The organism is Planococcus sp. RAB007_Raresut (assembly GCF_057369535.1).
Map to the genome: position 1 here is coordinate 169,059 of NZ_JBXYIF010000005.1, position 12,578 is coordinate 181,636.

15 protein-coding genes are annotated in these 12,578 nt (G+C 45.6%); 3 read left to right on the forward strand and 12 right to left on the reverse strand.

What is annotated here, in order from left to right; translation table 11 throughout:
* Positions 1-84: 84 nt before the first annotated feature.
* Together AC2Q9J_RS11540 and AC2Q9J_RS11545 are read left to right on the forward strand one after the other, a co-directional pair.
* Positions 85-876 carry an SDR family oxidoreductase gene (locus AC2Q9J_RS11540; protein WP_499040028.1) on the forward strand — a complete coding sequence of 264 codons (792 nt, stop codon included), beginning with the start codon at positions 85-87 and terminating at the stop codon, positions 874-876.
* Positions 877-952: 76 nt separating this feature from the next.
* Positions 953-1,396, forward strand: a complete 444-nt coding sequence (locus tag AC2Q9J_RS11545) for a peptidylprolyl isomerase (RefSeq protein ID WP_121634920.1) — start codon at positions 953-955, stop codon at positions 1,394-1,396.
* Positions 1,397-1,537: 141 nt separating this feature from the next.
* Here AC2Q9J_RS11545 and AC2Q9J_RS11550 read toward each other — a convergent pair whose 3' ends face one another.
* The 8 genes from AC2Q9J_RS11550 to AC2Q9J_RS11585 all read right to left on the reverse strand — a co-directional run bounded on the left by AC2Q9J_RS11550 (position 1,538) and on the right by AC2Q9J_RS11585 (position 7,571).
* On the reverse strand, positions 1,538-2,266 hold the full coding sequence (locus AC2Q9J_RS11550; protein ID WP_499040031.1) for an amino acid ABC transporter ATP-binding protein: 729 nt from the start codon (positions 2,264-2,266) through the stop codon (positions 1,538-1,540).
* Positions 2,263-2,907 carry an amino acid ABC transporter permease gene (locus tag AC2Q9J_RS11555; RefSeq protein ID WP_499040472.1) on the reverse strand — a complete coding sequence of 215 codons (645 nt, stop codon included), beginning with the start codon at positions 2,905-2,907 and terminating at the stop codon, positions 2,263-2,265. Before AC2Q9J_RS11555 ends, AC2Q9J_RS11550 begins: the two co-directional genes overlap by 4 nt.
* A gap of 369 nt (positions 2,908-3,276) precedes the next feature.
* Positions 3,277-4,068 (reverse strand): transporter substrate-binding domain-containing protein, encoded by a 792-nt coding sequence (locus AC2Q9J_RS11560; protein ID WP_499040033.1) that lies wholly within the window; start codon positions 4,066-4,068, stop codon positions 3,277-3,279.
* Positions 4,069-4,157: 89 nt separating this feature from the next.
* Positions 4,158-5,246: an AI-2E family transporter gene (locus AC2Q9J_RS11565; protein WP_499040035.1), complete on the reverse strand. Its 1,089-nt coding sequence runs from the start codon at positions 5,244-5,246 to the stop codon at positions 4,158-4,160.
* Positions 5,247-5,329: 83 nt separating this feature from the next.
* Entirely contained in the window at positions 5,330-5,614 is a 285-nt protein-coding gene (locus tag AC2Q9J_RS11570) for a hypothetical protein (RefSeq protein WP_499040037.1), read from the reverse strand.
* A gap of 95 nt (positions 5,615-5,709) precedes the next feature.
* Positions 5,710-6,429 carry a type 1 glutamine amidotransferase domain-containing protein gene (locus AC2Q9J_RS11575; protein ID WP_499040039.1) on the reverse strand — a complete coding sequence of 240 codons (720 nt, stop codon included), beginning with the start codon at positions 6,427-6,429 and terminating at the stop codon, positions 5,710-5,712.
* Positions 6,430-6,549: 120 nt separating this feature from the next.
* Positions 6,550-6,996 carry a YaiI/YqxD family protein gene (locus AC2Q9J_RS11580; RefSeq protein WP_499040041.1) on the reverse strand — a complete coding sequence of 149 codons (447 nt, stop codon included), beginning with the start codon at positions 6,994-6,996 and terminating at the stop codon, positions 6,550-6,552.
* Positions 6,996-7,571, reverse strand: a complete 576-nt coding sequence (locus tag AC2Q9J_RS11585) for a DUF1836 domain-containing protein (RefSeq protein ID WP_499040043.1) — start codon at positions 7,569-7,571, stop codon at positions 6,996-6,998. The genes AC2Q9J_RS11580 and AC2Q9J_RS11585 overlap by 1 nt, the downstream gene beginning before the upstream one ends.
* Before the next feature lie 138 nt (positions 7,572-7,709).
* On the opposite strand from AC2Q9J_RS11585, the gene trhA reads away from it, so the two are divergent.
* Positions 7,710-8,357, forward strand: a complete 648-nt coding sequence (gene trhA / locus AC2Q9J_RS11590) for a PAQR family membrane homeostasis protein TrhA (protein ID WP_499040045.1) — start codon at positions 7,710-7,712, stop codon at positions 8,355-8,357.
* 69 nt (positions 8,358-8,426) lie between these two features.
* Here trhA and AC2Q9J_RS11595 read toward each other — a convergent pair whose 3' ends face one another.
* The 4 genes from AC2Q9J_RS11595 to AC2Q9J_RS11610 all read right to left on the reverse strand — a co-directional run bounded on the left by AC2Q9J_RS11595 (position 8,427) and on the right by AC2Q9J_RS11610 (position 12,406).
* Positions 8,427-9,260, reverse strand: a complete 834-nt coding sequence (locus tag AC2Q9J_RS11595) for an STAS domain-containing protein (protein ID WP_499040047.1) — start codon at positions 9,258-9,260, stop codon at positions 8,427-8,429.
* An 80-nt stretch (positions 9,261-9,340) separates the two neighbouring features.
* On the reverse strand, positions 9,341-10,516 hold the full coding sequence (locus AC2Q9J_RS11600; protein ID WP_499040049.1) for an MFS transporter: 1,176 nt from the start codon (positions 10,514-10,516) through the stop codon (positions 9,341-9,343).
* Positions 10,509-10,943: a MarR family winged helix-turn-helix transcriptional regulator gene (locus AC2Q9J_RS11605; protein ID WP_499040051.1), complete on the reverse strand. Its 435-nt coding sequence runs from the start codon at positions 10,941-10,943 to the stop codon at positions 10,509-10,511. Before AC2Q9J_RS11605 ends, AC2Q9J_RS11600 begins: the two co-directional genes overlap by 8 nt.
* Before the next feature lie 194 nt (positions 10,944-11,137).
* A complete protein-coding gene (locus AC2Q9J_RS11610; RefSeq protein ID WP_499040053.1) occupies positions 11,138-12,406 on the reverse strand; it encodes an acetyl-CoA hydrolase/transferase family protein in 1,269 nt (422 codons plus the stop codon).
* Positions 12,407-12,578: the final 172 nt, after the last annotated feature.

Genomic DNA, 12,578 nt, shown 5'->3' on the forward strand with positions numbered 1-12,578 from the left:
GAATTGCGGAATCTTTGAACTGCAATCTACGCCCCAGTTCGGTAAACTGAGAATTGTAGATTAAACGGAAAGGGTGAATAACGGATGGATTTAGGATTGAAGGATAAAGTGGTGGCGGTAATGGCTTCCAGTAAGGGGCTTGGAAAAGCGACAGCGATGGAATTTGCCAAAGAAGGGGCGATCGTTTTTATTTCAAGCAGAAGTGAAGATAAATTGCAGCAGACGGCGGAAGAAATCAAACAGCAATCGCAAAATGACCAGGTCTTCTATAAGTCATGCGACATGACAAGCGAACAGGACATTGCAGATTTCTTCGCTTTTGTCGTCGAAAAAGCAGGACGCGTCGATGTCCTGATCAACAATACCGGCGGACCGAAAGCTGGCGGCTTTGAAGGTGTAACGGATGAGGATTGGTATAAAGCTTTCGACCAGAACCTTTTAAGTTATATCCGCGCATCACGCGCTGTGCTTCCTTATATGAAAGAACAGCAATTCGGGCGCATCGTAAATGTATCGTCTTCTTCGACCAAGGAAGTTCTGGATGGACTTATTTTATCAAATACCTTCCGCGCAGGGATGGTCGGTTTCGCGAAAACCCTGGCGCGTGAAGTGGCTGGCGATAATATTATGGTCAATACGGTCGGACCGGGCAAAATTGCCACGGACCGGGTAGCAGAACTCAATCAGATCGCCGCTGACAAACAGAATCTGACGGTCGAACAAGTTGTTAAAAACACCGAGAAACAGATTCCAAAAGGGCGCATGGGTGAGCCGGAAGAGTTCGCGAAAATCCTTGTTTTTCTTGCCTCTTCAGCCAATTCTTACATGACTGGCCAATCGCTGATTGTCGACGGCGGATTGCTGAAAGCGCTGTAAACCGTCAAATCATTATACACAGACCATCAAAATCGCTATACTTGAGAATGAACAAACCGAAAAGGAGATGTTTTTAATGGCGAAAAAAGGCCACATCCACATGGAAAACGGCGAAATCATCAATTTCGAACTTTTCCCAAATGAAGCACCAAACACTGTAGCAAACTTTGAGGAACTGGCTAACTCCGGTTTCTATAACGATGTAACATTCCACCGCGTTATCCCTGGCTTCGTAAGCCAAGGCGGCGACCCGACTGGAACTGGCGCTGGCGGCAGCGGCAAAACAATCAAATGCGAAACTGACAATAACCCGCATAAACACCAAGCAGGCAGCCTGTCAATGGCACATGCAGGCAAAGACACTGGTTCAAGCCAATTCTTTATCGTACATGAGCCTCAACCGCATCTTGACGGCGTGCACACTGTATTCGGCCAAGTCGACAAAGACGGCGTTGAAATTGCACGCGCAATGAAAAACGGCGACAAAATGACGAAAGTACATGTGTTTGACGAAGAGTAGAAAAGCGACGACGCCCAGGTGAGTTAGCTCAGCGCAAGCCACCAGGAAAGCGGAGCTGTTTTGCGCAATATCGATTACTAAGCTTTTTCTTTTCAACAAACAAAAAATCCTTACCGAATTCTCGGTAAGGATTTTTTCTGTCTATAAAACTTTGCTCAAGAATGCTTTCGTCCGCTCGTGCTGCGGATTGCCGAATAATTCTTTTGGAACATTTTCTTCGACGATAAAACCGCCATCGATAAACAGCACGCGGTCACCCATTTCAGCAGCGAAGCCCATTTCGTGGGTTACAACAACCATCGTCATGCCTTCACGTGCAAGTTCCTTCATTACATCCAGCACATCTCCGACCATTTCCGGGTCAAGTGCAGACGTCGGTTCATCGAACAGCATGATTTTCGGATCCATGGCAAGCGCTCTGGCAATCGCGACGCGCTGTTTTTGTCCGCCCGAAAGTTCACCTGGATAAGCTTTCGCTTTCTCACGCAAGCCTACTTTATCAAGCAGCTCGTACGCTTTTTTCTCAGCAGCGGCCTTGTCCATGTTCTTCAGTTTCATAGGTGCAAGTGTTACATTCTGCATCACTGTCTTATGCGGAAACAGATTGAATTGCTGGAACACCATGCCGACATCCTGCCGGATTTTATTGATGTTATTCTTCGGATCGGTAATATCGACGCCTTCAATATAAACATGGCCGTCCGTGATCTCTTCCAGCCGGTTCAAACAGCGGAGAAAAGTACTTTTGCCTGAACCGGACGGACCGATTACGCAGATGACTTCCTTTTCTTCGACCACTGTACTCATGTCTTTTATAACTTCAAGATCACCGAATGATTTTTTTAGGTTTTCAACTCTGATCATAGTCATCGTAATACAAACTTCCTTTCTACAAAGCTCGCCAGCATGGAGAGCAAGTATATGACGATGAAGTAAATAACACCAAGAAGCAAGTAGATCTCAAACGCCTGGAAAGTCGCACTTGCCTGGATACGCCCTTCCTGTGTCAAATCGGCAACACCGATTACAGAAAGAAGCGAGGTATCTTTCAGGGAAATGATTGCCTGGTTGGTGAAAGTCGGCAGCATCCGTCTGAACGCCTGCGGCAAGATGATGTGACGCATGTTTTGAGTCGAATTCAACCCCAGTGAACGCGCCGCTTCCGTTTGCCCTTTATCGATCGATTGGATACCGGCCCGGATAATTTCCGAGAAATAGGCCCCGGCATTGATTGCCACCGTTACAATCCCGGCTGTGGTATTGTCCATTGAAATAAAATCTAATGAGTTCAATCCAAAGTAAATGAAGAACAATTGAACGATAAATGGTGTACCGCGAATGGCATCAACGAAAATTTTGGCGATCCAATTCAATATCTTGAGCGGCGACAAGCGCAGCAAAGCCATAAGCAAACCGATTAAAAATCCGATAATAATAGCGATAATGAAGATGTAGAGTGTAATTTGCAAGCCTTCCAGTAAATACGGCAAGGCATTACCCCATGTATTGATCCATGCATCCATTCACATAACCCCTCCCCATAAGAAAAGCGAAAGCGCCCGGTAAGCTCTGAAAGGCATAAGGCAAGCCAGCGAAGTGGTCTTGACCACGTAGACTCGAAAAGCGAAAACGGCCGTTCAGCTCCGACAGGCTTAAGATGAACTTCCGAAGCGGCGTTCTTTGCCGCACAGGAAGGGCAACTTAAGTCCGAGGAGTTGGCCGTTAGGGTCTAGACACTGGATTGACTTATGACCCGAAGAGCTGGGCCGCTGAAGTCTGGACAAAAATCCGCTCCTTCTAAAGCTTTCTTAAACTTAAAATTATTTACTTTCTTATCCTATAAAAAACGCAGCGCGCATCTGCGCGCTGCATCCCATGTTTTATTCAGAAATGTATTTGTTCAAAATTTCATCGTACTCGCCGCTGTCACGCAATGCCTGAAGCCCTGCGTTGATTTTTTCAAGAACATCGGCGTTTTCGCCTTTAAGTACTGCGATACCATATTGGTCACCAGTCAAGCGGTCACCTACAGTTTTCAGGTCAAGGCCACTTTCAGCAATCGCATAGGCGATGACTGGATAGTCTTCAAGAAGAACATCCGCATTACCGTTTGATACTTCCTGGAACATTGATGGACTGTCTTCAAATTGTGCAATTTCATAACCGTATTCCTCTTCGTTATCGCGAGCAAATTGTGCTCCCGTTGTTCCGCTCTTAACGGCAACTGTTTTGCCTTCAAGATCTTCCAAAGAAGTGATTTCCGAGTTATCTGATTGAACAACAAGCGTCAATCCTGCATCGAAATACGGATCAGAGAAATCCACTATTTCTTTTCGTTCATCCGTAATACTCATCCCGGCAATCGCAATGTCCAATTGTCCAGCTTGCAAAGCTGGAATGATTCCGCCAAAGTCCATTGGATTGAAGTTGATATTGAAACCTTGATCTTCAGCAATCGCATTGATCAAGTCGATATCAATCCCTGTATATTCCCCGTCCACTTCATATTCGAACGGCGGATAAGTCGTATCAATTCCTACTTCATATGTTTCTCCTTCGCCGCCTTCAGTACCGCTTCCTTCTCCCCCGGAAGTCGATTCATCATCGGATCCACATGCCGCGATAAACAGCATCAATGCTAAAAGCATCATTAGAAAACCAAACTTTTTCATCATATTTCCCCCTTTGTATAAATTAAGTACATTACTAATATATCATAATATTCTCAAACTTAATAAGATAATCATATTTTTCTGTAGACTCAGTCAGAACCCTGCGCAACTTCCCGTTTCTTTCTCAGCCTGATAAAAAGCCTGAAATTGTGCACCAGCGTTTTCAATACAGCATACAGCGGAATGGCGATCAGCAATCCGATAAATCCGTAAAGAGCGGCAGAAATCATTAATAATAGAATGATTGTCAGTGGATGGATGTTCAGTCGGTTGCCCATGATATTCGGTGTAATCAGATTACCTTCCAATTGCTGAACAACAAGGAGAACAAGTACGACTTTAACTGCCATTAAAGGTTCACCATTAACCAAAGCTACAAATATGGCAGGGATGATTCCGAGAATCGGTCCCAGAAAAGGAATGATAATGAGGAACATCGCAAAGATCGCCAGCGTCAATGCGTAATCCAATCCGATAATTTCATAACCGATGTACATCAGCACCCCAACTGTCATGGCCACCAGTGCCTGGCCGACGATATAGGCGGATAAGGTTGAGTCTACGTCGCTCAATAATTTCCGGCCTTCCGGCTTATGTTCTTCAGACAGGTATTTCGTGATATGCGGAACCAGCTTTTCGTCATCTTTTAATAAGAAAAAAAGTATGAATGGCACGACGATGATGACGACTGCAATATTCATCAAAGCAGATACGAGGCTGGCAACATTATCAATCAAGCCGTCTGATGCGGATTCTATATAAGATAATGCCCTTGCACGGATTTCGGAACCTTCGACACCCATAAATTCAAATCTCGCCATAGCGGTTTCGGATTCCTCTGTCACTTCCTCCACTTTTTTCGGCGCCAACTCCATAAAGCTTTCCACCTGCGCTTTAATGGTAGGACCGAAAATATAAAATCCAATTGTAAGAATCAATGCAATCGTGGCAAAAACGATGGCTATGCCAGCTAATTTTGGTACATAGCGCCTCAGCAGATTAACCAGCGGACGCAGAAGATAATAAAACAGGCCCGCGATTAAAATAGGCGCAAAAAGTGTAGTAATTATAACTTTAAACGGCCACAGCGCATAATCGATTTTGCCCAGAAAAAATAAGATGATTAAAATCAGCAAGGCGCCTGTGGCATACTCAAAAAATGGTTTTCTGATCCACAAATGAATCCCCCCTCTCCATAAATAAAACCGTCAAAAAGAGCGAAAGTAAGACTTTCTTTACTTCCGCTCTGAAAATTCATGTATTATTTGTCTTTTTCCAATTCTTCCATTTCCCGGTGCGTCTGAGGAAAAGCATTTGCCTGCCACTCGTCCCGGTAAGCTGAATCCAATTGAGTCAAGCCTTTTTCAGCGTCATCTTCCTCCGCTTCCACACTTTCACGGTTATCTATTTCGTCGCTGTTATGCATGTCCACGTCTTTTTCAAGCGCAGCCTGTTTCGCTTTTTCCTGAGAGGATTTATAGACAAATATCCCGGCTACCGCCGCAAAAGCACTGGTCAATACTGTAATCATTGTTGATTTCTTCATCGAATCCCTCCAAATAAAACTTTATATTTCCGTCATATCATTTTGTATACCCTTAAAAAACAAATTTAATTAGGAAATTTGAAGATTTTTCAACTTCATAAGATATATACGTCTTCATTCTCTTTCTGTCTGTATGTTTCAAGCTGCTCCAGCAACTTACGGGCAACACCTCTTGCAGAAGCCGGATTCTGGCCGGTTATGAGCCTTCCTGAAACCACTGTGCAGGCAGCCATTGGCACTGGTGCCTTTTTAAACAAGCCTCCACGTTCCTTTAACACTTGTTCAAGTGAAAAAGGAATGTGCTTATACATGCCCATCATTTTTTCTTCCCTGTCTGAAAAGCCGGTTACGACATGACCCGAAACCAGCAGCCGTCCATTTGAAAGCCGAACGTTCTGGATGCCGCTTGGTCCGTGGCAAACAGCGGTTACGTATCCGCCTTGTTCGTAAATATCCCGGGTCAATTCCTGCAATCCGTCGTTATCCGGAAAATCCATCATTGTTCCGTGGCCGCCAGTAAAGTAGATTGCCGTGTAATCTTCAGGATTCACTTGGTCTGGCACCAATGGTTTTTTCAGTTGGACCATGAAATCATCATCCATATAATAATTCCGTGTCTGCTTATGCGTAACAGCCCCTACCAAGCTCCGCGGATCAATCGGAACGCGGTCAGCCGCTGTACTGACGATGTCCACCCCATAATGGCCTTTCACTTCATGATAGAAATCCGTAAGCTCTCTCAACCATAATCCCGTTTTCTTTCCCTTTGACCCCAGCGCCGAATGATTTGTAACAACGATCAATATTTTATCCATGCCAATCCCCTTTCGGATAATTTCCGTGTTTTTTACATTATTCCCTCTTGAAGAACTTTCACTCCCTGCAAGTAAAATGAAAAAACGATGGGACAGCCTTTGCACGGCTCTCTCCATCGTTCATTTTGCTGCTATATTTTCAATCAACCCTTCGAGGTTCATCGTGAATTTTTCATTATCTTCCGGTTTGCGCTTTTTCGGTCCTTTCATCCGGCCGCCGCCCTGCCGGATTTTTTTGGCAATGTGCCGGCCGTGCAAAAGCTGGTCAATATTTTCTTCCGAATAAAGCCGGCCGTTCTGGTCAATTGGATAGCCCTGCTTCGCGAGCACCATCGCAGCCAGGCCATAATCCTGTGTTACGACTATATCCCCTTTTTTCACCCGGTTGACCAGCACGAAGTCAACTGCGTCCGGTCCTTTGGAGACCGTCACCGTTTCAGCGCCTTCCCGGTACATCTCATGAGATGTATCACATAACAAAATTACATCCAGCTTATATTTTCGGGCAGCGGCGATTGTTTGGTCCACCACTGGGCAACCGTCTGCATCAATTAATACTTTTACCATCAGGCCTCTTTCCCTTCCGCCATTTCATCAACCAAAGTTTCAGCCGCTCTTCTGTAAAGATTGCTCATATGGACAAGCGATGCGATCAACAGCACTTTGTTGATCTCTTCCCGATCCTTGCCGAATTCCACCGACTCCGCTTCCACTTTCTCCATCTGCTGTTCCAGATTCCCCTTGAAAATTTCATCGTTATGCCGCTGGATCTCCAGATAGCTGTCATAGAATTCACTGAGGTCTATTTCTTTCTGCGCGGCTTTTTCATTGATGCCGGCAAGCACTTTTTTCACATCATTGATCGATAAGGCGCTTTTCATCTGATAAATCAGGCTGATTAACATCACGTGATTCCGGGAATATTTCTTATTGGTCACCGGATAAAACAATTTCCCTTTGGCATAATTATTGATCATGGTCTTGGTCAGGATTTTTTCAGCCGGATTTCTCTTCATCTCAGAGAACCCTGTGTCAAACAACTGAATCACCTGGTCAATGTATAAATCTATTTTTGGAATCTCTTCGACCGGAATCTTTTTTTCCAGCGCGAGCCTGCTGATTAACTTTTTGGCGTCCGCCATGTTCGAACTCCCCCTCAATAAAGCTATTGCTTTGATTTTATACTATGATCACCGAATAGCCAAGCTTGACTAGCAAAATAACTATGTATATTATATTAAGTAGTTATAATAACTACATAACAAAGAGGAGATAATGACATGGATACATATTTCAGAGAACCTTTCAACGCTATATCCCATTTAATCGGAGCTGTGCTGTCTATTGCCGCGCTTTTAGCAATGGTCATTAAAGCAAGCTCTGAAGCATTGCCGACTCTTCATATTGTGTCAGTCATCATTTTCGGCGCAAGCTTAATCTGTCTTTATACGGCATCGACTGTTTACCATGCTGCAAAAGGAAAGCCTGAAACCATCGCTTTTCTCAGAAAACTGGATCATTCGATGATCTTTCTGTTGATTGCAGGTTCATACGCGCCGTTCTGTCTGATTGCACTCGACGGCACACTGGGCTGGACTGTTTTCATCCTCGTTGCCGCTCTTGGAATCAGCGGCATCCTCTTTAAGATGGTCTGGTTCCATTCACCGCGCTGGCTTTCAACGGCCATCTATATCATCATGGGCTGGATCATCGTGTTTGCCGTAGTGCCTTTGGCGGATAACCTGTCAGCTATCGGCCTTTCTCTCTTGATCGGCGGCGGCATCATGTATACAGTTGGCGGCATCATCTACGGTGTGAAACCAAACTTCCTGTCATTCAAATATGCCGGTTTTCACGAAATCTTTCACATCTTCATCCTGCTTGGCAGCCTGTGCCATTTCCTGGCAGTATATTATTATGTACTTTAAATGAAAAACCAGCCGCAAGGTTTAACTTGTGGCTGGTTTTATTTATGCGGACGCTTCCGCTTTTCTAGATTAAGCCTGGGTCTCCAAAGCACGCATCAGGTTCGCATGGACTTTGATGTCTTTGAAATCGATGCCTAACGTGATGGCGGTCTGGGCAATTTCCGGACGAATGCCTGACAATACAGACTGTACGCCGATAATTTTCAGCGACGCCATCACCTGGAAAATTTGCTGCGCCACCATTGTATCGATAATGGCCACCGCCGATAAATCGATATAAAGTGTATCCAATTGCTGCTTCACACTTTGCTCAAGCGCTGTTTCCAAAATGATTTTGGCGCGGTGTGTATCAATATCTCCCACTAACGGGAGAATGCCGACACCTTTTTTAATCGGAATGACAGGGCTGCTCAATTCATAAATCATCTGCTGCTGGCTTTGCAGAATTCGCTGATCCGCTTCATAATGGCGAATCGCAAAACGTTCGATGATGTAATCGAAGGAATTGTTTAGGATTTCGGCCCATTCTAATGCGTCATTGCTGTCAGCTTCGAAATCCTCATTAAAGAATTTCCTTACATAACCCCAGTAAATCCGGCGGAATACACGAATCTGGGCAATTACTTCATGAAGCGGAACTGATTGGCGGGCACGTGCAGTCGCAATTGTTTCAACCCACCTATCCAATTCACCGAGAAACTCATCGCCATCGCTGGTAAACACTGACGTCACTGCTTCTATGAAAGCATTGTTCTGTTTTTTCAATTGCTCTTCAACCTGAGTGGAAGCATTGCTCGAATACATAGAGCCGTCCGTCTTGATGCGGCTAGCCAGCCATTCTTCTGTGATCCTGTCTCTATTTCCGATTATGTAATTGTATAATTCCTCATTCTTTTGTCCCATGGAAAACAAAAACCCCTTCTGCTTGCATACTATCTTCTCAGTATAATGCATTTTTCCTATTAAATAAAATTATATTCGGTTCAGCGCGATACAGAACCGGCAGTTCTAAGGCTTATCCATTTATAATAGACGCCGATCAGCAAAACAAATACCGCTAAGGTCAGATACAATTTTGAATAGCCGAGCGCAGAAGCCATCAGACCAAGCGCAACTGCTCCGATAGCAATACCGGTGTCATAAAAGGCGAAAAAGGTGCCTGTGGCATAACCGCTTCGGTGTTTATCGGCCGCTTCAATCGCCAGCGTTTGAAAGCTCGGCAATAATGTCCCATAACCCAATCCGATCAATGCTCCCGACAACAGCAGCATCCAGGAAGATGCCGTGAAACTGAGCGTCCACAGGCCGATGGCGAAAATGACAATCGAAGGAATGATGACATAATCCGGTCCCTTCGCGTCAAACAGCCGGCCTGTAAACGGACGAACAAGCAGCATCGCTACTGCATAGACCACAAAGAAGAAGCTGGCCGTCTGCAGGAGGCCGAGTGCATCCGCATAGACCGAGATGAACGTAATGATGCTGGCGTATGCGAAGGAAATAAGGAAGCCGACACTCGCAATCGGCATACTTTTCGTTTCCAGAAAATTGCTGAGGGAAAGTTTGCGGGCAGGCGCTGTTTCTTTCGGTATCTTCTGCACCTGAACCATCAAGGCACAAACGAAACCGATGACCATAATCACCCCGAAAATGATGAAAATTATTTGAGAGGACACCCGCGGCTGCAAGGTCAGCGCGATGAACGGCCCTGCCACAACAGCAAGGTTCATGGCAATCGCATAATACCCCATGCCTTCTCCCCGTCTTTCCGGCGGAATAATATCAGCGGCAATTGCCCCCGCCACCGTAGTTACCAGGCTGAACCAGATGCCATGGAAAAAGCGCAGAAGCAGCAGCGCCGTGAATGTGCCGATGAAAATATAGAGGATCGTACTGATTGTAAACATCAGCACCGAAAACACCAGCACTTCTTTATTGCCGAATTTATCGAGAATCATCCCTGCAGCCAGGCGCATGATGATGGCACTGACCAGAAACACGGAGGTCGCCATGCCGCCTTCCGCCACCGTACCGTTTAAATCTTCCATTACATACAATGGGATATACGTCAGCAACGCATAAAAGACAGTGAAGATGAAAAAAGTGCTGATGGATATATTGATGAAGCTTTTTGTCCAAATCGGTTTTCTTTCAATCATTTATTACATCCTTTTCTGTACGGGCCGCAGGTTTGATCTTTTTCAGCAAGTTCTTCAATTGCTGCTGTTCCTCTTGGCTCAAATCCGAAAGCATATCATCTTCGAGCATCGTGACCCGCTCTTCGATTTCCGCAACTCTCGATTCTGCCTTAGCCGTCAAACAGACGATGCGCTGGCGCTTATCCGTTCCTTCGTTCCGCTCGGCCCAACCGCTTTCTTCCAGCTTCGAGAGAGTCCGCGTAACGGTCGGCGCTTCCACATTCAAATATTGCCAAATTTCCTTTTGTGTCATGGGTCCAAATTGTTTCAAGCAAAACAAGATCGACCATTGCGCGCTGTATAATTCATATTCCTTCAGAACCTCATTGACTTCTTTGATCGCCAAACGGGATTTCTGATGGATTTCATGAAACAATAAATTCTCCATGCAAACCGCCCCTTTAAAATACTTACCTAAGTAAGTGTATTGGGTTTTACCGGTAAAGTAAAGGCTGGGTCTCGGGTTGTGAAGCGCTACAATTTCACCGAGCAGTCACTTTCTGACATCCCTCCACTAAAAAAACCGAAGAAAGCAGCGCTTTCTCCGGTTCCCGATCGTATGCTATTAAGAGACGCCATTCATTAAATAATAATCCCGTTCTTCTTAGCGTCAAACATCAATTCTTCGCGGAATTTCGGATGGGCGATGCTGATCAGGCGCTTGGCGCGTTCGGAAATGGAGACGCCGTGCAAGCGGGCCATGCCGTATTCCGTCACGATATTGTCGACATCGTTTTTGCCGGTCGTGACGACGGAGCCCGGCGCCAATTGCAGCTTGATGCGGGACAGGATGTCGCCCTTGGCAGTTGAAGCCATGCAGATATAGCCTTTGCCGTTTTCCGCAAAACGCACGCCCCGAGCGAAGTCGACTTGTCCGCCGCTTGATGAATAGTATTTTCCGCCAACTGTTTCAGAAGCACATTGGCCGAAAAGGTCCACTTCTGTTGTGGCGTTTATCGAAACGATATTCTTTTCCTTCGCGATTTCCCGTGGGTCGTTGACCGTGCTGACAGGCAGGAATTCCACCACCGGATTGTCGTCGAGGAAATCATACAATTTCTTCGAACCATAAGCGAAAGTCGCGATGATTTTGCCGCGGTTCGTGAATTTCTGCGTGCCATCGACAGCGCCGGCTTTCACCAGATCCACGACGCCGTCCGGCAGCATTTCTGTATGGATGCCGAGATGGCGGTGATCTTTCAGCATGCTGATGACGGCGTTCGGAACCGAGCCGATGCCGATCTGCAGCGTATCGCCATTTTTGATGTCTTCAATGATCGAAGAGGCAATCAATAAATCCTTGTCGCTGATTTCGCCTGCTTTCTCTTCGGATAGAGGCGCATGATGCTCGACGAAACCCGCGATTTGGCTGATGTGAATATGGTTGTGGCCGTAAGTTCTCGGCATATTTTCATTGACCTCAAGAATAAAAGGAACTTCCCCGACAAATTCAGCCACGTAATCAGCCTGTGTGCCGAATGTGAAATAGCCGTGTTCATCCATCGGCGAAGCCACTGTCATGATCATCGACATTTTCGTCGTCTTTTTCAGCATTTGGGGAATCTCATGGAAATTATTCGGCACCAATTCCATTTTCGCTTGCTGATAAACTTTACGGGTCGCCCCGCTCAGGAAATATGAAACGTGCTTCAATTGTTCAAGCTCGCCTTTAATATAGCTGCGTTCACGCAAAGCCAGCATCTGGTGGATTTTCACGCCATCCAGCTGGTCTGCTCTTTCTTCCAATATATCCAGCAATTTAATCGGTTCACCATTGGCAATCGGTATAATGATATCGGCTCCCTTATCGATCAGCCCTACCACTTCTTCAGGATTCAATTTCTTTGTCATTCTTTTCACTCCCGCTTTTTCTGTTACCAACCACTTTATCATATATATTGCCTGTTCCTGTATTTGCAAACTTTCCGCTATATTCGCTTTTTTCTAAAAAGAAACGAAAAGCGACAGTGCCCGTTAAGCTCTGAAATGCATAAGACGATTTGGCGAAGCGGCGTCTTTTCAG